The organism is Streptomyces sp. NPDC058257 (genome assembly GCF_042881845.1).
GTDB lineage: Bacteria > Actinomycetota > Actinomycetes > Streptomycetales > Streptomycetaceae > Streptomyces.
The window spans coordinates 1-21,461 of record NZ_JBHVXJ010000003.1 but is presented as its reverse complement, the minus strand read 5'-3'; the positions used below and the strand labels follow the sequence as shown (position 1 = coordinate 21,461).

Here is a 21,461-nt window from a genome sequence, read left to right as displayed (position 1 = left end):
TTAGACGGCGACCGGCGCCGTGTCCTTGGGGGTGAGGTCGCGCCCGGTGACGGCCAGGAACGCGTCCTGGAGCGAGGCGTCGATGGAACCGCCGTACCGGAGCTTGAGCGCGCCGGGCGTGCCCTCGGCGACCACGACGCCCTTGTCGATGACGACGAGCCGATCGCAGAGCGCGTCGGCCTCGTCGAGGTAGTGCGTGGTCAGGACGACGGTGGTGCCGTGGTCGTCGCGCAGCCGCCGCACCAGCGCCCACAGGTCGGCCCTGCTGCCCGGGTCGAGCCCCGTGGTGGGTTCGTCGAGGAAGAGCACATCGGGCCGGTGCATCAGGCCCATGGCGATGTCGAGCCGCCGCCGCTGGCCGCCGGAGAGGGTCGCGCACGTGCGGTCGAGGAGGTCGGTGAGGTCCAGGTCGGCGGCCAACTCCTCGGCGCGTGCGGTGGCCTGCGGCTTCGTCAGGCGGTAGAGGCGGCCCTGGGTGATCAGTTCCTCGCGCAGGGAGATGTTGAGGTCGACGCCGCCGGACTGGGCCACGTAACCGATCCTGCGCCGTACGGCGGCCGGGTCGCGGGCCAGGTCGGCGCCCGCGACGGTGGCCGCGCCGCCAGTGGGCGCCAGGAGCGTGGTGAGCATGCGCAGCGTCGTCGTCTTGCCCGCGCCGTTCGGTCCGAGGAAGCCGAGGATCTCGCCGGGCGCGACGGTCAGGTCGATGCCGCGCACGGCCTCGACGGTGCCGCGCTTGGTCCGGAAGGTCCGGGTGAGCCCGGCCGTGCTGATGATTGCCATGGCGACCACAAAAACAGAGTCTCTTAAATTTTGCAATGACACCAATTTTTCAATGCGCTCCAAGTTTTCAGTCGCCCTAGCCAGTGGCCGTAGGGTGGACGCATGGCTGAAGGACTCAGGGAGCGCAAGAAGCGGCAGACCAAGCAGCGGATCTCGGACATCGCGACGGGGCTCTTCCTGGAGCACGGCTTCGTCACGGTGACCGTCGCGGAGGTCGCGGAGGCCGCCGATGTCTCCGTGAACACGGTCTACAACTACTTCCCGGTCAAGGAGGACCTCTTCCTCGACCGGGGCGAGGCCGTCATCGAACGGCTCTCCGGTTACGTTCGGGGCCGTCGCGCGGGGGAGTCCGCCGCCGCCGCGGTCCTGCGCGAACTGCGCTCGGACGTCGAGGGCGTATCGCCCCACGTCGGCCTCTTTCCGGGCTGGGCCGACTTCATGAGGGTCATCACCGACGCCCACCCCCTGCGCTCCCGGCTCTGGGAGATCCAGCAGGAGGCGCTCGGTCACCTCACGAAGACCCTCGCCAAGGAGACGAACGCCGCCGACGGCGACCCCTTGCCCGGCCTGATGGCAGGTCAGCTCTCCTGGATCCACAGCACGCTCATGGCCTGGATCGGCGATGAGATGGTCAAGTGCCGTAAACCCGCAGAAGTGTCACGTGATGCCCTCGTGCTGCTCGACGAGATGGAGGACCTGCTCGGCGAGAAGGTCCTCAACTACGCGGTGCGCGACGCCGAATGACGCGTACCAGTGTGATGTCCGTCATTTGAGACGTGACGCGCATCTCTTCGCCGACACAGTCGCGCCCACGGCGACTAATGTCCGCCGGAAGGAAAAACCTAAACAGCGTGTAAGCCAGGCGTGATAAGCGGTAGGGGAGTCGGAAAAGTGGCACGGAAGCTTGCCGTCATCGGAGCCGGACTCATGGGGTCCGGCATCGCTCAGGTCTCCGCCCAGGCGGGCTGGGACGTCGTTCTGCGCGACGTCACCGATGAGGCTCTGACCCGTGGCACCGACGGGATCAAGGCGTCGTACGACAAGTTCGTGAGCAAGGGCAAGCTGGCCGCCGAGGACGCCGAGTCGGCGCTCGGGCGCATCACGACGAGCACCGACATGGACGCCGTCGCCGACGCGGACATCGTCGTCGAGGCCGTCTTCGAGAAGCTTGAGGTCAAGCACGAGATCTTCCGTACGCTCGACAGGATCGTGCGTGACGACGCCGTGCTCGCGTCGAACACCTCTGCCATCCCGATCACGAAGATCGCGGCCGTGACGGAGCGTCCGGAGCGGGTCGTGGGCGCGCACTTCTTCTCGCCGGTGCCGATGATGCAGCTGTGCGAACTGGTGCGCGGCTACAAGACGAGCGACGAGACCCTTGAGCGCACGCGCGAGTTCGCCGAGTCCGTCGGCAAGACCTGCATCGTCGTGAACCGCGACGTCGCGGGCTTTGTGACGACCCGTCTGATCTCGGCGCTCGTCGTCGAGGCCGCGAAGCTCTACGAGTCGGGCGTCGCCACCGCCGAGGACATCGACATCGCCTGCAAGCTCGGCTTCGGGCACGCCATGGGACCGCTCGCGACCGCCGACCTGACGGGCGTCGACATCCTGCTGCACGCCACGAGCAACATCTACACGGAGTCCCAGGACGAGAAGTTCGCACCGCCCGAGCTGATGCGCCGGATGGTTGACGCCGGTGACATCGGCCGCAAGAGCGGGCAGGGCTTCTACAAGCACTGACGACTCCTCCTCGGCTGCGGGGTCACCCCTGGGAGTGAATTCGGTATCGGTTCGCTTACAGACGGCAACTTCCTTGCCCATGCGGCAGTCAGTTGCAGTGACATACGCAGACGACTTACGGAACAGACGTCACACGAAACTCAGCACTCTCGGGGAGCGCATATGCACATCAGGGGCGACCAGGCCCAGCTGGTCGTCGGGGGACGCCTCGACGTACGCAGCGCGGCGGACGCCCGAACGGTCCTGCACTCGGCCGTCGACGACGGAGCCGGTGACCTGGTGCTCGACCTGTCCGAACTCGACTCGTGGGACGCCACGGGACTCGGCGTCATCATGGGCGCCCACCGACGCGCGGGACGGTGCGGGCGCCGGCTCGTGCTGCGCAGTGTGCCGCCCCAGATGCAACGTCTGCTCGTGGCCACCAGGCTGCACCGGATCCTCGCCATCGAAGGTGGCATCGGGGTCGAATCACTGCCTCGCGTGTGATCGACACGCGTGTGATCGATGAGTGATCAACAGCTGATCGACAGCTGATCAAATGGGTCGTCTCTGTGGATCTGGGTGATCTGGGTGTGAAACGCATCTCGCGCACAATCCTCACGAGACTGTGACGTCTCGGACGGAGCGGTACCCCGCCCGTTCGGAGATACTGAGCAAAGGTCTAGGGTTCGGTCGCCCACCGTCATGACGAAGACAGACGCCCGAGCGGGGGCACCGGACCAGAAGCGACAGCGCAGTGTGCACAAGGCCGGAGGGGGCTGTGTACACGACGCATCTGGGGGGCTTTGACCATGGACCCGATGAACCGGGGACCGGAAGAGTACGGCCAGGACGACATCATCGACGACCACGATTCGGCGCGTCCCGCGCGATCACCACGTGATCCTCTGACACCGGACTTCGGGCAGCCCGCGCCCACACTCGCCCGCACCGTTCAGCTCGTGTCGGGCGACTTCCTGCTCACCGTGAACCCCGTCGACGGCAGCGAGATCGAACCCTGCCCGCCGGGCGAACGACCCGCCCGACCCGTCAAGCGCACCGCCGCCGAGCGCGCCGAGCTGCGCCGTGCCGCGGCGCCGCCCGTGCCGCCGGGACCCGTACTGCCCCGGCCCCCGCTCCTGGAGCGGCAGGAGGAGCGCGAGCGGCTCGTGCGCCTGCTCGCACGCGGGCGCTCGGTACGCCTCACCGGTCCCGCGGGCTCGGGGCGCACCTCGCTCCTGAACGCCGTCGCCGAGGACTGCGCCGACCTCGCACCGGACGGCGTCATTCGGCTCTCCGGGTATCACAAGACGCCCGGCGAGGTGCTCCAGGACCTCTTCGGCGTGGTCTACAACGCCCCACTGCAACGCCCCGACCGCGCCCTGCTGCTCGAACTCGTCCACGAGATCGGCGCGGTCGTCGTCCTCGACGACCTGGAGTTCGGCGCCGCCGCCCTGGAAGAGCTGCTCGACGCCACACCCGAGTGCGCCTTCCTGATCGCCGCGACCCCCGACGTCGCGGCGCCGTCACCCGACTCGCACCTCGAAGAGGTCTTCCTCGGCGGTCTGGGCCGCGGCGGCAGCCTCGAACTCCTGGAGCGCGCCGTCGGCCGCGTCCTCAACGACGACGAGGCGAGCTGGGCGGGCGACCTCTGGTTCGAGTCGGAGGGGCTTCCCCTGCGCTTCGTCCAGGCCGGCGCCCTGCTGCGCCAGCGCGACCAGCTGCGCGCCGACCCGCACGCCTTCGACGAGCACGGCTACTTCAACGACGCCCCTGTCGACGCGCCCTTCGGCGCCGAGGACGGCGAGGTCCCGCTGCCCTCGCTCGCCGACGGCGCGGCGCCCGCGGCCCTGCTCGCATCGCGGCTGAGCCCGTCGGCGCGCACCACCCTGCGGTTCGCCGTCGCGCTCGGCGGTGAGCTGCCGCACCAGGCGCATCTGCCCGCCCTCGTGGGCGACACCCACGCGGACGCGGCCCTCGCCGAGCTGGTCTCCACCGCGCTGGTCACGGCGGTCGGCTCGCACTACCGGCTCGCCGCCGGTGTGCGTACGCAGCTGGAGGCGTCCGGGTACGCGGACGACACCGCCGAGCGCGCCCGGAGCGCCGCCCAGCACTACGCCTGGTGGGCGGGGCATCCCTCGGTCGGCCCGGAGCGGGTCGTGGCCGAGGCGGACGCGGTACTCGCGGCCCTCGGCGTCCTTGTGGCGGGGCAGGACAGCGCCGCCGTGCTGCTCGCCCGCACGATCGCCCCGGCCTTCGCGGGAGGGCTCGACTGGGGCGCCTGGGAGCGTGCCCTGCGCTCGGGCCAGGAGGCGGCACGGACCGCGGGCGAGGTCGCCGAAGAGGCGTACTTCCACCACGAGCTCGGCATCCTCGCGCTCTGCGGCGGCCAGCTCGACCGGGCCCGCGTCGAGCTGGAGGCCTCCGTGGGCCTGCGCGGCGCGCTCGCCGACAAGCGGGGCATGATCGCGGGCCGCAGGGCACTCGCCCTGGTCGCCGACCGCTCGGGCGGCGTGCTGCCCGCCGCGAGCCCGGCAGCGGGCGAAGAGCTGCCCGACGCGCGCTATGAGGAGTCGGCGTCACCCCCCGGCGGCGTACCGGCGGCGTTCGCGCTGCCCACACCGCCCCCGGAGCCGGAGACCCTGGTCACCCGCAAGGCCTCGCCCGCCGCGGGAGCGGGCCCGGCGCCGACCCGCCGCTCCATCGTCAACGGCACCCGGCGCAACCTCGTGGCAGCGGGCGCGGGAGCCCTCCTCGCCGCCGTGCTCGGCACCGTGGTGACCCTCGGTGCGACGTCCGACAACAACAACGACAATCCGCCGGACAAGGTCAAGACGGAACAGTCGGCGAGCGAGGACCAGAACGACGGCGGCCTGACCGCCGACAAGCCGGCGGAGGACTCGACCAGCCGCCCGGGCGGCGACGGCCCGGACAACATCCCCGGCACCGCGGACGACGGGAAGCCGAGCGGCAGCGACACGCCGTCGGACAAGCCGAGCGACAGCGGCAAGCCGTCCGACGACACCTCGGACAAGCCGAGCGACAAGCCGACGACGAAGCCGCCCACGACCAAGCCGCCGACCACGAAGCCCCCGACGACGAAGCCGCCCACGACCAAGCCGCCCACGACGAAGCCGCCGACGACCCCGCCGCCGACGACCCCGCCGCCGACCTCGGACCCCGCACCGGATCCGCCGTCGTCGAACTCCGCGCCGTCGTCGAACTCCGCGCCGTCCTCCGTGGACGCGTCGAACTCGGCGAGCGGGCCTGTGACGAGCGGCAGCGCGTCCGAATCGACGTAGACGATCTGACGCAGGTACGGAGAAGGGGGCCGGGTCCACCAGGACCCGGCCCCCTTCTCCGTACGAGAACCCCTGTGCAGGAACCCCCGTGCGGGAACCCCTAGAACAGCCGCAGTTTGTCGTCCTCGATGCCGCGCATCGCGTTGTAGTCCAGGACGGTGCAGCCGATGCCGCGGTCCGTGGCGAGCACGCGGGCCTGGGGCTTGATCTCCTGGGCGGCGAAGATGCCCTTGACGGGGGCCAGGTGCGGGTCGCGGTTCAACAGGTCGAGGTAGCGGGTGAGTTGCTCGACGCCGTCGATCTCGCCGCGTCGCTTGATCTCCACGGCGACGGTCTGCCCGTCGGCGTCGCGGCAGAGGATGTCCACCGGGCCGATCGCCGTCATGTACTCGCGCCGGATGAGTGAGTAGCCCTCGCCGAGCGTCTCGATCCGGTCGGCGAGCAGCTCCTGAAGGTGTGCTTCCACGCCGTCCTTGATGAGGCCGGGATCGACGCCCAATTCGTGCGAGGAGTCGTGAAGGATCTCTTCCATCGTGATGATGAGTTTCTCGCCACCCTTGTTCACGACGGTCCAGACGCCCGCGTCGTCCCCGCTCCCCTCCTTCAAGGTGCAGGGCGGGGACATCCAGTTGAGAGGTTTGTAGGCCCGGTCGTCCGCGTGGATCGAGACACTGCCGTCCGCCTTTACAAGGATCAGGCGGGGGGCCGACGGGAGATGGGCTGTGAGCCTGCCCGCGTAATCCACGGAGCATCGGGCAATGACGAGACGCATGGGGCGCAACGCTACTCGACCCCAGGTGGTGCGCGCGATTCCTCCATCGATGGGCCTGTTCGATCCTGGCCGGTTATGTTCCCAATCTCCTGGTGCAGTGCGGGTCGGATGCTTAACGTATAAGCAGGAGGTCGCCGCGCGTGCACGCTGCGTGTACGGACTCCTTCCCTGTCCGTGAGCCCCCGCTCCCCGGGGGCGCGAGAGGAGAACCCATGTCGCTCGACGTCTCACCGGCGCTGTTGGAACAGGCCGAGCGAGGCGAGGTCGATGAAGCGGAATTCGTCGACTGCGTCCGGACCTCCCTGCCTTACGCATGGGAGATGATCAGCTCCCTGGTGGCCCAGCTGAAGGTTGACGGCGGCGAGTTCGCCGACAACCAGACGCCTCCGCCCAACGAGCAGGCGCGCGGCCAGCTCCTGCGGGCGCTCGCGAGTGACGCGATTCGCGGCGCTCTGCAGCGCCACTTCGGAGTGCGTCTCGCCTTCCAGAACTGCCACCGTGTGGCGGTGTTCCCGCTGGATGCGTCTGTGGACGACAGGCTCGCCCGGTTCACCTCGATCCGGGGCCAGCTGCTCAATCAGTCGCCCACGCTGCGGGACTGCTGACGCTCAGGGCTGCCGCTCCGTACGCGGGAGGTGTTCTAGTACCGGAGCGGCAGCCCTCCCCAGCGGCTCAGCCGAGCTGGGGCAGTACTTCGGCGCCGAGCCTTCGGACGTTCTCTTCCGTCGTCGCCAGATCGCCGGAGCCCTCGACGAGGAGCGCGAAACGGGTGATCCCCGTGCGCTCCGATGTGGCCGCGATCCGGTCTGCGCACACCTGTGGGGTGCCCACCGGGTGCATCCCACAGAGCAGTTCGGTGTACGCGAGCGGGTCCCGCATCGCCCGCGTACGGCCGTCGACCGTGACATGTGCGTCAAGACCCTGCTTCAGCCACCCCGGCATCGCCTTCTGCAGCGTCTCCGCCGCGTCCAGGCGCCGGTCCGCGATCTGCGCGACCCCGGCGGACACGTGCGGGGCGCGGTGGACCTGGTCCGGCGTACGCCCCGCGGCGCGCGCGTGCCGACGCCACAACGCCACCATTTCGGCCTTCTCCTCGTCGCCGACATGCATGCCGAGCAGCATCGGCAGACCGCGTTCCGCCGCGAGGCGCACGCTGGACGGCGAGGTGCAGGCGACGATCACCTCCGGGCCGTCCCTGCTCTCCCCGGTGTCATCGACCGGCCCTGCGAGCGCCTCCTGCGGCCGTGGCACCACGGTGACCTCGCGGAAGGGGAAGCGGTCCGCGTCGCTCGCCACCCGGGGCTCGCTCAGCCACCGCAGCAGCAGGTCGAGCGATTCCGGGAACCCCTTCTCGTACGCGTCGAGACCGGCCCCGAAGACTTCGAGGTCCACCCACGGCCCGCCGCGCCCCACGCCGAGCGAGAAGCGCCCGCCGGACGTCAGATGCAGCAGCGCGGCCTGCTCGCCCAGGGCGACAGGATGAACGGTCGGCAGCACGCTCACCGCGGTGCCGACGCGGATGTGCCGCGTGCGCCCGAGGAGCAGTGCGGCGAGGGTCACGGCGGACGGACACGTGCCGTACGGCACGAAGTGGTGCTCGGCGAGCCAGACGGAGTCCAGGCCCGCCTCCTCGGCCACCTCGGCGGACCGCACCGCACGGTGCAGCGCCTCCCCCTGCCCCTGTCCCGGGAACTGGGCGGCCAGAACAAAACTACCTACACGCATCGCACTCCTGCCTCCTTGGCGCCGACGCAGGCACTCCCCCTACGGGCAACAACGCATGACACGTGCCAAAGGCACGGCTTGGCATGAAGATTGACGGATTTTCTGCGAAATGCAGGGGGGATCTGTGGTGATTGGTGACGGGCGCCCGCTCCCGCGCAGGCCGCGTAGGCTGTCCGCACCCTGGTCCCCGTACATCCCGTGAGGTGTCCCGTGTCCCCGCGTCGTAACCGCCCGAAGGGCGGCGGAGAAGACAGCCCGCGCATGGACGGGGAACCGGCGCGACGCTACGGCGGCTTCCAGTCCACCGAGAGCTGGCGGGGCGAGGAGTGGAGCCTGCGCCATGTCGCGGGCGCGAGCGCGGTCGGCAAGACCTACCGCTGCCCCGGCTGCGACCAGGAGATCCCGTCCGGCGTCGCGCACGTGGTGGCCTGGCCCGAACACTCGGGCGTGGACGAGCGCAGGCACTGGCACAAGGCCTGCTGGAACGCGAAGGACCGCCGCACCTCGCGGGTGCAGCGGTCCCGTAACGCGCCCAGATATTGACGGCTGTTCCTGACGTCTCCCGAGGCCGTTCCCGGAGCTATACGTCGCGCTTCTCCAGAAGGGCGAAGGCGCCGACGATCGCGGCCACCGTCACGCCGACGAGCAGCAGCAGCTGCGAGGTGCCGCCGCCCTCCCCGTCCATCTCGAAAATCTTGGCGAGGGAGTTGATGGCGTTGTAGTCCATCATCTTCTCGCCGAAGGGCCGGGTGCCCTCGGAGATCATCAGGAACACGGGCAGGATCGCGGGCACCAGGACCACGCCGAGCATCGCGGTGATCGCGCCCGCCGAGTGGCGCAGCATCGATCCCGCCGCGAGTGCGAGGACGCCAAGGAGCGAGACGTAGAGCCCGCCCTTGAGGACCGTGCCCGACCAGGCGACATCGCCCGCCTCGGGGCCGCTGTGCATCCCCGATGTCATCAGGCCCACGAGCAGGATGGATCCCGCCGAGACGACGAAGGCGATCACGAAGAAGATCAGGATCTTGGCGGCGAACACGCGATAGCGCTGCGGCGACGCCGTGAACGTCGTGCGGATCATGCCCGTGCCGTACTCGGACGACGTCACCAGGACGCCGAGCGTGATCAGGCAGATCTGGCCGAGGATGAGACCGAAGAACGCCGGGATCGTGAACGGCACGTCCGCGAAGTCCCGGTCCTGCGTGTTCCCGGCCACGAGCAGGCCGATGCCGACGACCAGGAGGAAGAAGACGCCGAGGGTCCACATCGTCGAGCGGACCGACTTGATCTTCGTCCACTCGGAGGCCAGGGCGTTGCCGAGGTGGGTCTTCTTGACCGGGATCGGTGAGGTGTAGGCGTTGTTCATCGCCTGCTGCCACGCGGAGGGCGGCGCGGGGGCCATCGGCGGGGGAGCCATCGGGGCGCCCAGGGGCATCGGGCCACCTTGCGGCATGGGGGCGCCGGCCTGTGCGTACGCCTGCTGGGGCTGCGCCTGCGGCTGCGGAGTCGGAGGCGTGGTCATCGGGGGGCTTCCTCGCTGTCGGTGGCGCGCTTTGTCATCTCAGGAGCAGGGGCGGAGGCGGGCGCCTGCGGGGCGGCCGCGTACGGATTGGGCGCGCTCTGCGGTGCGGCAGGGGCCCCAGGAGCCCCGGGAGCGCCCTGGGGAGCGCCCTGGGGCATCGCGAACGGCTGGCCGCCCTGCTGGGGCGGCGGCGGCGCGTACCACCCGGGCTGGCCCTGTCCGGCCACCGGCATCGGCTGCTGCGGCATCGCACCGGGCGGCATCTGCTGTACGGGCTGCTGCAGCCCCGCGCGCTGGTCGACCGTCGAGCGGTAGTCGACGGCGCCCTGCGTCATCCGCATGTAGGCCTCTTCCAGCGAGGCCTGGTGCGGGGAGAGCTCCCACACGCGGACGTCCGCGCCGTGCGCGAGGTCGCTGATGCGGGGGAGCGGAAGGCCGGTCACGCGCAGCGCGCCGTCCTGCTCGGGCATGACCTGGCCGCCGGCCTCGGTCAGCGCGGCCGAGAGCTTCTCGCGCTGCCCGGGGTCGGTGTCCGGCGTACGCACCCGGGCGAAGTCGGCGGAGTTGTTCGAGATGAAGTCCTTGACGCTCATGTCCGCGAGCAGCTGCCCGCGGCCGATCACGATCAGGTGCTCCGCGGTGAGCGCCATCTCGCTCATCAGGTGGGAGGAGACGAAGACGGTGCGCCCCTCGGCGGCGAGCGACTTCATCAGGTTCCGCACCCAGAGGATGCCCTCGGGGTCGAGACCGTTGACCGGCTCGTCGAAGAGCAGCACCTGCGGGTCGCCGAGCAGCGCGGCGGCGATGCCGAGGCGCTGGCCCATGCCGAGCGAGAAGCCCTTGGAGCGCTTCTTCGCCACTTCCTGGAGGCCCACGACGCCGAGCACCTCGTCGACCCGGCGGGCGGGGATGCCGGAGAGCTGCGCGAGGCACAGGAGGTGGTTGCGGGCGTGCCTGCCGCCGTGCACCGCCTTGGCGTCGAGCAGCGCGCCGACCTGGCGGGGAGCGTTGGGGAGCTTGCGGTACGGGTAGCCGCCGATCGTCACCTGGCCCGTGGTGGGTTGGTCGAGCCCGAGGATCATGCGCATGGTCGTCGACTTGCCGGAGCCGTTCGGGCCCAGGAAGCCGGTGACCGTGCCGGGTCGCACCTGAAAGGAAAGGTTGTACACGGCTGTCTTGGCGCCGTAGCGCTTCGTCAGGCCGACTGCCTCGATCATTCTCCGCACCCATCGAATGGTTCAGGACGTCGGGGCACACGCCCCCGTAAGGGTTAGGAGGATAACGGGGAGCTGACGGTTCCAGCCAAGAGCAGGCAAACTCTTCGCGCGTACGGATCCGTCTCCGACCTCAGCGGAGCGTCACGCGTCTCGCTTCTTCAGCAGCACATAGCCGCCGATCAGCGCGACAGCGACCCATACCACCATGATGGCGAGCCCGCCCCAGGGCCCGTACGGGATGTCGTCGTCAAGCGGCGTCTTCACCTGCATGATCCTGTTGCCCGCCTGGTCGGGGAGGAACCGGCCGATCTTCTTCGTCGCCGAGACGTTGCCCAGGATGCTGGAGATCAGGAAGAAGAACGGCATCAGGATGCCGAGCGACAGCATGGGACTGCGCAGCATCGTGGCGACGCCCATCGAGAACATCGCGATCAGCGTCATGTAGAGCCCGCCGCCGATCACCGCACGCAGCACTCCCGGATCGCCGATCATGGCCTTGTGCTCGCCGAGCATCGCCTGCCCGAGGAAGAACGTGATGAAGCTCGTGACGAGCCCCACCACCAGGCAGAGCACGGTGGCGACCACGACCTTGCCGGTCATGAACGTCGCACGCTGCGGGACCGCGGAGAGCGAGGTGCGGATCATGCCGGTGCTGTACTCGTTCGAGACGACGAGCACACCGAAGACGATCATCGCGAGCTGGCCGAGGCTCATACCGGCGAAACTGGTGTAGGTGGGGTCGAAGACCTGCCGGTCCTGGGCGTTGAGGCTGTCGTAGTCGTTCTTCGCCAGAATGCTGATCAACAGGCCGAGCCCGACCGTGACGACCAGGGCCAGACCCAGCGTCCACACGGTCGACGAGACCGAGCGGATCTTGGTCCACTCCGACTTCAGTACCTGCGTCGCGGCCATCGCTCAGGCCCCCTTCTTCTGCTGCTGCTGCCAGCTCCCGCCCCAGCCCTCGGCCTGCTCGGGGGGAGGCGGGGCGGCACCAGTGGCCGCGCGGTCGGCGTGATCGGTGTGCGCGTGGTACTCCACCGACTCCGCGGTGAGCTGCATGAAGGCCTCTTCGAGCGAGGCCTGCTGGGGGCTGAGCTCATGGAGTACGAGCTGATGGCGTGCGGCGAGTTCGCCGAGATCCTCCGAGGGGGTGCCGTCGACTTCGAGGGTGCCGTTGCCCGCCTCGACGGCGGTGATGCCCTCTTGGTGCAGCACGTCCAAGAGGCGCTCGCGCTGCGGGGAGCGCAGTCGGACGTAACTGCGCGAGTTCTGCCGGATGAAGTCCGCCATGGAGGTGTCGGCGAGGAGCCGTCCCTGTCCGATGACGACGAGGTGCTCGGCGGTCAGCGCCATCTCGCTCATCAGGTGGGAGGAGACGAAGACCGTACGGCCCTGCGAGGCGAGGGACTTCATCAGGTTCCGGATCCAGTGGATGCCCTCGGGGTCCAGTCCGTTGACCGGCTCGTCGAACATCAGGATCTCGGGGTCGCCGAGCAGCGCGCCCGCGATGCCGAGCCGCTGGCCCATGCCGAGCGAGAAGCCCTTGGCCTTCTTCTTGGCGACCTGCGTCAGGCCGACGGTGTCGAGGACCTCGTGGACGCGGGCGCGCGGGATGCCGTTGCTCTGCGCGAGGCAGAGGAGGTGGTTGAAGGCGCTGCGCCCGCCGTGCATGGCCTTGGCGTCGAGCAGGGCGCCGATGTACTTCAGCGGGTCCTTCAGCTGGGCGTACCGCTTGCCGTCGATCCGCGCGGCACCCGCCGTGGGGTTGTCGAGCCCGAGCATCATCCGCATCGTCGTGGACTTGCCCGCGCCGTTCGGCCCGAGGAAGCCGGTGACGACACCAGGGTGCACGGTGAAGGTGAGGTCGTTGACGGCCAGTTTCTCGCCGTACCGCTTGGTCAGCCCCTCGAGCTCGATCATGCGGCCACGCTAAAACGGGACAGAGCCCCCTGCCACTTGGGCAGGGGGCTTCCCGTAAGGGGCGCGGGGAGCCGCGCGACCAGCCACAACCGGTCCGCGGGTCCCTACGACATCAGCGGGTCTGCTGAGCCGGAACCCCGCGGGAGACGGGCTCGTCGTCGGCGGGCGTACCCGCGGCGGCGACGGCCGCACCCGTGAGCGTGGCCAGCATCTCCCGCACATTGGTGAGCTGCGCGTTGATCGAGTCGCGACGATTCGTCAGCGCCGCGAGCTCCCGCTCGGATTCGCTGCGAATCCGGTCGGCCTTGGCGTTCGCGTCGGCGACGATGTCCTCGGCCTGACGCTGAGCGGTCTCCACCGTCTGACGGGCGCGACGCTCGGCGTCCGTACGCAGCTTCTCCGCTTCGAGGCGCAGCTGCTCCGCACGGTGCTCGATCTCCGCGAGACGCTTCTCGGCCTTGGCCTGACGCGAGGCCAGGTCACGCTCCGACTGCTCACGGCGCTTGGCGAGGTTCGTCTCGAAGTCGGCCGCGGCCTGGGCGGCCTTGGCGCGGGTCTCCTCGAAGAGGGCGTCCGCCTCCTCGCGCTTCTGCTGCGCGTCCTTCTGAGCCTCGCTGCGCAGCGTGCCGGCCTCGCCCTTGGCCTTCTCGACGATCCGGACGCCTTCGTCCTCCGCCTTGGCCTTGCGCTCGGCCGCGAACGACTCGGCGTCGTTACGCACCTGCTGGGCCGCCGACTCGGCGAGCTCGCGGTGCTGCTCGGCTGCGCGACGGGCCTCCTCGCGCAGGTCCTTCGCCTCCTCCTCGGCGAGGCGGAGGATCTTCTCGACGCGGGCACCGAGGCCCGCGTACGACGGTTCGGCGTCGGCTACCTGTGCCTGCGCGTTCTGCGTCTCGAGGTGCAGCTCCTCAATGCGCTTTTCCAGAGCAGTGATACGAGCGAGAGCGCTGTCACGGTCGGAGACGAGCTTGGAGATACGTTCGTCCACCTGAGCGCGGTCGTACCCACGCCGCACAAGCTCGAAGCCGTAGGGGGAAGTGTCGCTCATGGGGTTCCTGTCGAATGAGACCGGTGAGGTGATAGGGGGAATCCTAGGGGTCAAAGCGGCGTGTCATCGAGCGGATGCCCGTTTGATCTGGAGAATGACACCCCTTTTGAGTGGCTAACCGCCAGAGGACTTGCCAGCGACAGTGCCGAAGGTCCTTTACAAGCACGGCGGATGTTCTTTGGCTACCCCTCAGACGGCTTGCCACTCGATCGAGTTGACCCCGCCGCCGCACCGGCCTTGACGCCACCGTCCTTCGCCCCGGCGATCGGTGGGGCCTCAAAAGACTCCAACGCCTCCAACACGTCCTGGACACGGGAAATCTCGGCGTTGATGTCCTCACGGCGCCGGACGAGAACCTCCAGCTCGCGTCTGCCCTCGTCAACCGTGCGCTCGGCCTCGGCCTCCGCCTCCGCCTTGACGCGCTCGGCGTCGCGCACCAGCTCGGCCACCTTCGTCTCGGCCTCCTTGAGCAGCGCCTCGGCCCGCTTCACGGCGGAGATCCGCACCTTGCCGGCCTCGGAACTCGCGTCCGACACCATCTCCTTGGCCGCCGCCTCGGCCTCGGCGCGCTGTTCCTCCGCGGCCTTCACCAAGGCGTCACATCGCTCGCCCGCGGACTTCATCGCCTCGGCGGACTCGCGGCGCGCACGCTCGTGCAGCTCCTCGATCTCGGCGGTGAGGCGGTCGCGCTGCTCCTCGGAGCGTTCCCTTATGGCCGTCGCGTCCCTGCGGGCGCCGATGAGCAGTTCGTCCGCGTCCGTACGGGCCTTCTCCACCAGGGAGTTGCCCTCGACCGTCGCGTCGGAGACAAGCCGTTCGGCCTCCGTACGGGCCGCGCCGACCATCGTGTCGGCCTGCGCCTCCGCCTCCGTGGTGGCCTTGAGCGCCTTCTCCTGGGCGTCGTTGGTGAGGTTCTCGGCCTCGGACACCGCTTCCGTGATGAGCGTGTCGACCTGCTCGGCCGCCTCGGAGCGGCGCTTGTTGGCCGCCTGGCGCGCCTCGTCCAGGGTGTGTTCGGCCTCGTCCCGCGCCCGCGACGTGAGCCGCTCGGCCTCGGCGGCGGCCTCCGCCTTCACGCGCTCGGCGTCGGACCGGATGCGCTCGGCGTGCTGCTGGGCGGAGCCGACCGTCTCCGCGGCGTCCGCGCGAAGCCGCTCGGCGTCGCCCGTGGCGTCCGAGATGAGCTTCTCGGCCTTGGCCACCGACTCCGCGCGTACCCGCTCGGCCTCGGTGGTCGTCTCGGTCCGCAGCCGGTCGGCCTCCGCGACCGTCTCGGTCTGCAGCCGCTCCGCCTCGCTGCGCGCCTCGCCGATCAGCTGGTCGGCCTGGCTCGCCGCGTCGCTGCGGATGCGGTTGGCGTCCTCGCGGGCGTCGGCGCGGGTGCGGGACGCGTCCTGCTCGGCCGACGCGATCGTGTCCGAGGCCTCCGTGCGCGAACGCTGGGCGTACTCGGAAGCGTCCGAGCGCAGCCGCTCGGCCTCCGAGATCGCCTCCGAAACGGTGCGCTCGGCAAGCGACTTGGCGGCCTCGGCCTCTTCGTTGGCCTCGCGCCGGGTGCGGCCCGCGTCCTCGGCGGCGCGCTCCCGCTCGGCGTAGGCGTCGGCGCGGACGCGGTCCGCCTCCTCCTGCGCCTCGGTCTTCGTACGCCCCGCGGCATGCTCGGCGGCGCTGCGCAGGCCCGCGATCTCCTCCTGCGCCGACTCCTGCATGCCCGACACGGAATCCCGTACGGACTGCGCGGTCTGCTCGGCGCTGGAGACCATCTCGGTCGCCCTGCGGTCGGCCTCCTCGACGAGGCGGACGGCCTCGGCCTGGGCCTCTTCGACGCGCTTGCGGGCGGTGGCGAGCAGTTCCTCGCTCTGCTCGCGGGCCCGCTCGCGCTCCTGGTCGGCCTCGCCGCGCGCGGAGCTGAGGGTCTCCTCGGCCTCCCTGCGACGCCTCGCGGCCTCCTCCTGGGCGGCGGACAGCGCCTCGGCGGCCTCCGTGCCCACACGCTCGGCGGCGGCTGCGGCCTCGGAGCGCAGGCGGTCGGCCGACTCCTGGGCCTCGGTCTTGAGGCGCTCGGCCTCGGCGGCGGCGTCCGTGCGCAGCCGCACGGCGACGTTCTCGCCCTCGGCGCGCGCCTGCGACGCGTCGGCTGCGGCCTCGGTGCGCAGCCGCTCGGCCTCGGTCTCGGCCTGCGACTGGAGGGTGCGGATCCGCTCGGTGGACTCCGTGCGGAGGCGGTCCGTCTCGTCCGACGCCTCCTTGCGCAGCCGCTCGGCCTCGGCGCGGGCTTCGGTCAGCGCCTGCTCGGCGGAGGCGAGACGCTCCTCGGCCTCCGTGTGCAGGCGGGCCAGCTCGTCGGCGGCCTCGGCCTGACGTGCCGCTATGGCCCGCTCGGTCTCCTCGTGCAGGGCCCGCGCGGCGTCCTTCGCCTCGGACTTCGTGGTCTCGGCCTGCTCGGCGGCCTCCTCGCGGTGCCGCTCGGCCTCCGCGCGGGTGCGCTCCAGGGTCTCCTCGGCCTGTTTGCGCAGGGTCGTGGCGCGCTCGACGGCTTCGGAGCGGACCCGGTCGCTCTCGGCGGCCGCCGCCGTCTTCAGCTCATCGCCGTCGGCCTTCGCCTTGGCGAGCAGCTCCTCGGCGGACTTGGCCGCCTCCTCGATCTGCTGGACGGCCTCGCGCCTGGCCTCGCTGCGGATCCGCTCGCCCTCGGTGACCGCGTCGGCCCGCAGCTGCTCGGCCTCGCCGCGCAGGCGGCGCGCCTCCTCCTGCAGCTCGACGGTCTTGGCGCGGTACTCCTTGGTGTCGTCCTTCGCCGTGCCCTTGAGCTCCTCGGCGATGTCGTGCGCCTCGGCGCGCAGCCGGTCCGCCTCGGTCTCGGCCTCGGTGCGGATCCGCTCGGCCTCTTCGGTGGCGGTCTTGGTCGTCTCCTTGGCGTTCTTGGACGCCTTGTCGAGTACGTCCTCCGCGGTGCGGGCGGCCTTGGCGAGCTGGCCGGCCGTCTCCTCGGCGGTGATCGTGCGCGCCTTCTCGGAGGCGTCCTTGATCAGCTGCTCGGCTTCGGCCTTGGCGTCGGTGACGAGCTGCTCGGCCTCGGCCTTGGTGACCTCGGCTTCCTTCGTCGCCTCGCCGACCAGGCGCGCGACCTGCTCCTTGGCCGTACGCGTGCGCTGTTCGTTGGCGCCCTCGGCGGCCGACAGCTGTTTGGACGCGGTTTCCTTCGCCTCGGCGACGACCTTGTCGGCCTCGGCGCGCGCCTCGCGCAGAGCCGTCTCGGCCTCCGCCATGCGCTGCTCGGCGGCCCGGCCCGCCTCGCTCGCCTGGCGGCGCGCCTGCTCGGACTCGGTGGCCGTGGTGGAGCGCAGCTGCTCCGCGTGGTCGGTGGCCTCCTGCGCCTGCGTGGAAGCGGCGTTCAGGAGGCGCTCGGCGTCCGCGCGGGCACGGCGCAGGGTCGCCTCGGCCTCGGCGCGGGCCGACTCTGCGTCGCTCGCCAGGCGCTGGCGGGCTTCTTCGGCCACCCGCTCGGCCTCGGCGCGGGCGGCGGCGAGGGCCTGGTCGGCCTCGGCGCGCGACTCGTCGAGCAGGCGGCGCGCCTGCTGTTCCGTACGCGCACGGAGTTGTTCGGCCCATGCCACGTTCTCGTTGACGTGCGACTCGACGGTCTGGCGGCGCTCGGACAGCTCCTGATCGAGCTGCTGACGGCGTGACACCGCCTCGGAGTGCAGCTCGGACTGGAGCCTGGACTGCTGCTCGGCGTGCTCCTGGAGGATGCGCTGGGTCTGCGCACGGGCGTCGCGCAGCTCCCGCTCGGCGTCCTGGCGCAGCTGGTCGGCCTGAACCTGGGCATTACGGAGCAACTGCTCGGCCTGATAGCCGATGTCCGCGCCGTCGTAGGCAGGGCGGGACGCGAGGTTGCGGCGCGCCTCGTGAAGCTTGGCGCGCAACACCTCGACCTGGTAGCCGAGGTCTTCGGCGTGCTGAACAGCCTTCTCTCGCTCGGTCTTCAGCCGGTCCATCTCGGCCTCGAACCGCGAAAGATGGTCCGTCTCAGCCCGCGAGCTCTCTTGGCGTTCGTAGCCCCGCACTGCGCGGTCCATCCTTCCCCAGGCTCTCAACTTCGTTCGAGCAGGGGATACCCCACTCCAAGCTCAACTTCGATCGAGCAGGGGATACCCCACTCTGGTCGCAAGCCTCTTCGTAAGAGCCCTGTCCATCCGCCGAACGGGGCTCATGGGGAATGGTGTCAGATCAACAGCAGAGTGTGGGCCGCTGCCCTGACGCTCGTCCCCCGAAACCCGGACCCCGGCAAACGGTCGCCCAGCGTACGGACGACCGGCCGCCCATACTTCGGACGGCCGACCCCAACCTTACCGGCCCAAGTATGCGGAGGTCAGTGCTCCGGTGACTCCTGAGCTGCCGAGGTGACCAGTTCGGTCAGTACACCGTGACAGTCCTTGGGGTGCAGGAAGGTGATACGGGATCCCATGGACCCGATCCTGGGCTCCTCATAAAGGACGCGTACGCCCTTTTCCTTGACGGCGGCGGCGTCGGCGTCCACGTCCGCGGTGCCGAAGGCGATGTGGTGCACGCCCTCGCCGTTCTTCTTCAGCCACTTGCCCACGGCGGAGTCGTCGCGAGTGGGTTCGAGGAGCTGCAGGTAGGAGGCGCCGCCGTCACTCGTCTCGTTGATCTTGAGCATGGCCTCGCGCACGCCTTGCTCCTCATTGACTTCGGTGTGGAACACCGTGAAGCCGTACGTCTGCCGGTAGAACTCGACGGTCTTGTCGAGGTCGAAACAGGCGATCCCGATGTGATCGATTCGCGTCAGCATGGTCTAAGTGCAGCCCTTCCGGCGGTGATTACGCAACGTGCGCGCGATCACACCGAGCGCCCGGTGACGCGCGGCGTACCGCTCAGTACATTCAAGTAAACCCTCATTAACTCCTCCTCCCAAGGGGCCGTGGCACATGTCTGGAACGACCGGTACCACCTCAGTGATCGTCGCGGGCGCTCGAACGCCCATGGGCCGCCTGCTCGGCTCCCTGAAGTCCTTCTCCGGCGCGGACCTGGGCGGGTTCGCGATCAAGGCCGCGCTCGACCGGGCCGGCATCGGTGGCGACCAGGTGCAGTACGTGATCATGGGGCAGGTCCTCACGGCCGGGGCAGGGCAGATCCCGGCGCGTCAGGCCGCCGTCAAGGCGGGCATCCCCATGAACGTCCCCGCGCTCACCGTCAACAAGGTGTGTCTCTCCGGGCTCGACGCGATCGCGCTCGCCGACCAGCTGATCCGCGCGGGCGAGTTCGACATCGTCGTCGCAGGCGGCCAGGAGTCGATGACGAACGCGCCGCACCTCCTCCCGAAGTCGCGCGAGGGCTTCAAGTACGGCGCCATCGAGATGCTCGACTCCATGGCGTACGACGGCCTGACCGACTCCATCGAGAACATCGCCATGGGCGAGTCCACGGAGAAGCACAACACCCGCCTGGGCATCGCACGCCCCGAGCAGGACGAGATCGCCGCCGCCTCGCACCAGCGGGCCGCCGCCGCGCAGAAGAACGGCACCTTCGAGGCCGAGATCACCCCGGTCGAGATCCCGCAGCGCAAGGGCGACCCGGTCCTGTTCTCCAAGGACGAGGGCATCCGCGCCGAGACGACCACGGAGTCCCTCGCCAAGCTGCGCCCGGCCTTCGCCAAGGACGGCACGATCACGGCGGGCACGTCCTCGCAGATCTCCGACGGCGCCGCGGCGGTCGTGGTGATGTCGAAGGCCAAGGCCGAGGAGCTCGGCCTGACGTGGCTCGCGGAGATCGGGGCACACGGCAACGTGGCGGGCCCGGACAACTCGCTCCAGTCGCAGCCGTCGAACGCGATCCAGCACGCCCTGAAGAAGGAGGGCCTCGGCGTCGCCGACCTCGACCTGATCGAGATCAACGAGGCCTTCGCCGCGGTCGCGGTGCAGTCGATGAAGGACCTCGGGGTCTCCTCGGAGAAGGTGAACGTCAACGGCGGCGCCATCGCCCTGGGTCACCCGATCGGGATGTCCGGCGCACGCGTCGTGCTGCACCTCGCCCTCGAACTGAAGCGGCGGGGCGGCGGCGTGGGCGCGGCGGCGCTGTGCGGTGGCGGCGGGCAGGGTGACGCGCTGATCGTGAAGGTGGCGAAGGCCTGAGGGCCTGAGGGCCTGACGCGCTTCGCGCGGGTACGTCTACCTACCTCTACGTCTACGTCTAGGAACGGAGCTGTCTGACATGCAGGACGTCCCCTCCCTGGTGGCACAGGCCCGCGAGGGCAGGCCACGGGCCGTGGCCCGGCTGATCTCACTGGTCGAGGGGGCGTCACCGCAGCTCCGCGAAGTCATGGCGGCGCTCGCTCCACTGGCGGGCCACGCGTACGTGGTGGGCCTCACGGGATCCCCCGGTGTCGGCAAGTCGACTTCGACGTCGGCGCTCGTGTCCGCGTACCGCAGGACGGGCAAGCGGGTCGGCGTCCTGGCCGTCGACCCCTCGTCCCCCTTCTCCGGGGGCGCGCTGCTCGGCGACCGGGTCCGGATGTCGGAGCACGCGTCCGACCCCGGGGTCTACATCCGCTCCATGGCGACGCGCGGCCACCTCGGCGGCCTCGCGTGGTCGGCTCCGCAGGCGATCCGGGTCCTGGACGCGGCGGGCTGCGACGTCATCCTCGTGGAGACGGTCGGAGTGGGCCAGTCCGAGGTGGAGATCGCATCGCAGGCGGACACGTCGGTGGTGCTGCTCGCCCCCGGCATGGGCGACGGGATCCAGGCGGCGAAGGCCGGGATCCTGGAGATCGGCGATGTGTACGTCGTCAACAAGGCGGACCGGGACGGCGCGGACGCGACCGCGCGCGAACTGAACCACATGCTGGGACTCGGAGAGTCCCGCGCGGCCGGTGACTGGCGCCCGCCCATCGTGAAGACGGTGGCCGCGCGGGGCGAGGGCATCGACGAGGTCGTCGAGGCCTTGGAGAAGCACCGGGCGTGGATGGAGGAGCGGGGCGTACTCGCCGAGCGGCGCGCCGCACGTGCCGCTCACGAGGTGGAGACGATCGCGGTGACGGCCCTGCGGGAGCGGATCGGGGACCTGCGCGGCCACGCACGTCTCTCGGCCCTCGCGGAACGGATCGTGGCGGGGGAGACCGACCCGTACTCGGCGGCGGACGAACTGATCGACAACTTGACGGCGAGCTGAGGGGGCGGCCACCTCGGTTACGCAGGCGGCTCGGCGGCTCGGCAGCTCGGCGGCTTGCGCGCAGGCCTGGCGGGCCTGGCTGGCCCTACGGGGCCCTCTGGTTCCGGCGACGGACTAGCCGCCGCTTCGCGGAGATTTTCTCCCGCCCACCCAACCGATTACCCGGGGTGCTCGGGTGGGTGGGCGGGAAAATATCCGTCGCGAAGCGGCGGTTCAGTGTGCACCCGCAACGCGGGCGGGCCCCGCAGGGAGATCCCTGCGGGGC

Annotated in this window: 18 protein-coding genes; 8 read left to right on the top strand and 10 right to left on the bottom strand. The window is 70.2% G+C overall.

Annotated elements, in window-relative coordinates:
- Entirely contained in the window at positions 1-783 is a 783-nt protein-coding gene (locus tag ACFVXC_RS09005) for an ABC transporter ATP-binding protein (RefSeq protein ID WP_389903101.1), read from the bottom strand.
- A gap of 102 nt (positions 784-885) precedes the next feature.
- Between ACFVXC_RS09005 and ACFVXC_RS09000 the strand changes: the two genes are divergently transcribed.
- The 4 genes from ACFVXC_RS09000 to ACFVXC_RS08985 all read left to right on the top strand — a co-directional run bounded on the left by ACFVXC_RS09000 (position 886) and on the right by ACFVXC_RS08985 (position 5,804).
- Entirely contained in the window at positions 886-1,527 is a 642-nt protein-coding gene (locus ACFVXC_RS09000; RefSeq protein ID WP_389903099.1) for a TetR/AcrR family transcriptional regulator, read from the top strand.
- 147 nt (positions 1,528-1,674) lie between these two features.
- Positions 1,675-2,523, top strand: coding sequence for a 3-hydroxyacyl-CoA dehydrogenase family protein (locus tag ACFVXC_RS08995; protein ID WP_389903097.1), 849 nt, complete (start codon positions 1,675-1,677; stop codon positions 2,521-2,523).
- Positions 2,524-2,685: 162 nt separating this feature from the next.
- Positions 2,686-3,009 (top strand): STAS domain-containing protein, encoded by a 324-nt coding sequence (locus tag ACFVXC_RS08990; protein WP_160507247.1) that lies wholly within the window; start codon positions 2,686-2,688, stop codon positions 3,007-3,009.
- 305 nt (positions 3,010-3,314) lie between these two features.
- Positions 3,315-5,804, top strand: a complete 2,490-nt coding sequence (locus ACFVXC_RS08985; RefSeq protein WP_389903094.1) for an ATP-binding protein — start codon at positions 3,315-3,317, stop codon at positions 5,802-5,804.
- 100 nt (positions 5,805-5,904) lie between these two features.
- Here ACFVXC_RS08985 and nucS read toward each other — a convergent pair whose 3' ends face one another.
- Positions 5,905-6,576, bottom strand: a complete 672-nt coding sequence (nucS, locus tag ACFVXC_RS08980) for an endonuclease NucS (RefSeq protein WP_389903092.1) — start codon at positions 6,574-6,576, stop codon at positions 5,905-5,907.
- 212 nt (positions 6,577-6,788) lie between these two features.
- Here nucS and ACFVXC_RS08975 point away from each other — a divergent pair, with 212 nt between their 5' ends.
- A complete protein-coding gene (locus tag ACFVXC_RS08975) occupies positions 6,789-7,181 on the top strand; it encodes an SCO5389 family protein (RefSeq protein WP_361181384.1) in 393 nt (130 codons plus the stop codon).
- 67 nt (positions 7,182-7,248) lie between these two features.
- On the opposite strand, the gene ACFVXC_RS08970 is transcribed toward ACFVXC_RS08975, so the two are convergent.
- Positions 7,249-8,301, bottom strand: a complete 1,053-nt coding sequence (locus tag ACFVXC_RS08970; RefSeq protein ID WP_389903089.1) for an LLM class flavin-dependent oxidoreductase — start codon at positions 8,299-8,301, stop codon at positions 7,249-7,251.
- Positions 8,302-8,511: 210 nt separating this feature from the next.
- On the opposite strand from ACFVXC_RS08970, the gene ACFVXC_RS08965 reads away from it, so the two are divergent.
- Positions 8,512-8,844 (top strand): ATP/GTP-binding protein, encoded by a 333-nt coding sequence (locus ACFVXC_RS08965; RefSeq protein WP_389903087.1) that lies wholly within the window; start codon positions 8,512-8,514, stop codon positions 8,842-8,844.
- Between the two features lie 37 nt (positions 8,845-8,881).
- Here ACFVXC_RS08965 and ACFVXC_RS08960 read toward each other — a convergent pair whose 3' ends face one another.
- From ACFVXC_RS08960 to mce, 7 genes are all read right to left on the bottom strand, one after another.
- Positions 8,882-9,718 carry an ABC transporter permease gene (locus ACFVXC_RS08960; protein ID WP_389904375.1) on the bottom strand — a complete coding sequence of 279 codons (837 nt, stop codon included), beginning with the start codon at positions 9,716-9,718 and terminating at the stop codon, positions 8,882-8,884.
- Between the two features lie 101 nt (positions 9,719-9,819).
- Complete coding sequence (locus ACFVXC_RS08955) at positions 9,820-11,040, bottom strand: ABC transporter ATP-binding protein (protein WP_389903084.1); 1,221 nt, start codon at positions 11,038-11,040, stop codon at positions 9,820-9,822.
- Positions 11,041-11,181: 141 nt separating this feature from the next.
- A complete protein-coding gene (locus tag ACFVXC_RS08950; RefSeq protein ID WP_389903082.1) occupies positions 11,182-11,952 on the bottom strand; it encodes an ABC transporter permease in 771 nt (256 codons plus the stop codon).
- A 3-nt stretch (positions 11,953-11,955) separates the two neighbouring features.
- Complete coding sequence (locus tag ACFVXC_RS08945; protein ID WP_389903079.1) at positions 11,956-12,960, bottom strand: ABC transporter ATP-binding protein; 1,005 nt, start codon at positions 12,958-12,960, stop codon at positions 11,956-11,958.
- 112 nt (positions 12,961-13,072) lie between these two features.
- Positions 13,073-14,008, bottom strand: a complete 936-nt coding sequence (locus ACFVXC_RS08940) for a cellulose-binding protein (protein WP_361833664.1) — start codon at positions 14,006-14,008, stop codon at positions 13,073-13,075.
- Positions 14,009-14,190: 182 nt separating this feature from the next.
- Entirely contained in the window at positions 14,191-18,075 is a 3,885-nt protein-coding gene (gene scy / locus ACFVXC_RS08935; RefSeq protein ID WP_389904373.1) for a polarized growth protein Scy, read from the bottom strand.
- 305 nt (positions 18,076-18,380) lie between these two features.
- Positions 18,381-18,821: a methylmalonyl-CoA epimerase gene (gene mce, locus ACFVXC_RS08930; protein ID WP_389903076.1), complete on the bottom strand. Its 441-nt coding sequence runs from the start codon at positions 18,819-18,821 to the stop codon at positions 18,381-18,383.
- 136 nt (positions 18,822-18,957) lie between these two features.
- Between mce and ACFVXC_RS08925 the strand changes: the two genes are divergently transcribed.
- Both ACFVXC_RS08925 and meaB read left to right on the top strand, forming a co-directional pair.
- The gene (locus ACFVXC_RS08925; protein WP_389903073.1) at positions 18,958-20,160 is read left to right on the top strand and encodes an acetyl-CoA C-acetyltransferase; all 1,203 of its coding nucleotides are present in this window, start codon (positions 18,958-18,960) and stop codon (positions 20,158-20,160) included.
- Positions 20,161-20,239: 79 nt separating this feature from the next.
- A complete protein-coding gene (meaB, locus tag ACFVXC_RS08920; protein WP_389903070.1) occupies positions 20,240-21,196 on the top strand; it encodes a methylmalonyl Co-A mutase-associated GTPase MeaB in 957 nt (318 codons plus the stop codon).
- Positions 21,197-21,461: the final 265 nt, after the last annotated feature.

What these genes read in the sequence shown, in the direction of transcription:
- ACFVXC_RS09000 (WP_389903099.1), top strand. Translation starts at nt 886, where the DNA reads ATGGCTGAAGGACTCAGGGAGCGCAAGAAGCGGCAGACCAAGCAGCGG.
- nucS (WP_389903092.1), bottom strand. Translation starts at nt 6,576, where the DNA reads ATGCGTCTCGTCATTGCCCGATGCTCCGTGGATTACGCGGGCAGGCTC.
- ACFVXC_RS08985 (WP_389903094.1), top strand. Translation starts at nt 3,315, where the DNA reads ATGGACCCGATGAACCGGGGACCGGAAGAGTACGGCCAGGACGACATC.
- ACFVXC_RS08950 (WP_389903082.1), bottom strand. Translation starts at nt 11,952, where the DNA reads ATGGCCGCGACGCAGGTACTGAAGTCGGAGTGGACCAAGATCCGCTCG.
- meaB (WP_389903070.1), top strand. Translation starts at nt 20,240, where the DNA reads ATGCAGGACGTCCCCTCCCTGGTGGCACAGGCCCGCGAGGGCAGGCCA.
- ACFVXC_RS08940 (WP_361833664.1), bottom strand. Translation starts at nt 14,008, where the DNA reads ATGAGCGACACTTCCCCCTACGGCTTCGAGCTTGTGCGGCGTGGGTAC.
- ACFVXC_RS08960 (WP_389904375.1), bottom strand. Translation starts at nt 9,718, where the DNA reads ATGGCTCCCCCGCCGATGGCCCCCGCGCCGCCCTCCGCGTGGCAGCAG.
- ACFVXC_RS08945 (WP_389903079.1), bottom strand. Translation starts at nt 12,960, where the DNA reads ATGATCGAGCTCGAGGGGCTGACCAAGCGGTACGGCGAGAAACTGGCC.
- ACFVXC_RS08975 (WP_361181384.1), top strand. Translation starts at nt 6,789, where the DNA reads ATGTCGCTCGACGTCTCACCGGCGCTGTTGGAACAGGCCGAGCGAGGC.
- ACFVXC_RS08925 (WP_389903073.1), top strand. Translation starts at nt 18,958, where the DNA reads ATGTCTGGAACGACCGGTACCACCTCAGTGATCGTCGCGGGCGCTCGA.
- ACFVXC_RS08970 (WP_389903089.1), bottom strand. Translation starts at nt 8,301, where the DNA reads ATGCGTGTAGGTAGTTTTGTTCTGGCCGCCCAGTTCCCGGGACAGGGG.
- mce (WP_389903076.1), bottom strand. Translation starts at nt 18,821, where the DNA reads ATGCTGACGCGAATCGATCACATCGGGATCGCCTGTTTCGACCTCGAC.
- ACFVXC_RS08955 (WP_389903084.1), bottom strand. Translation starts at nt 11,040, where the DNA reads ATGATCGAGGCAGTCGGCCTGACGAAGCGCTACGGCGCCAAGACAGCC.
- ACFVXC_RS09005 (WP_389903101.1), bottom strand. Translation starts at nt 783, where the DNA reads ATGGCAATCATCAGCACGGCCGGGCTCACCCGGACCTTCCGGACCAAG.
- ACFVXC_RS08990 (WP_160507247.1), top strand. Translation starts at nt 2,686, where the DNA reads ATGCACATCAGGGGCGACCAGGCCCAGCTGGTCGTCGGGGGACGCCTC.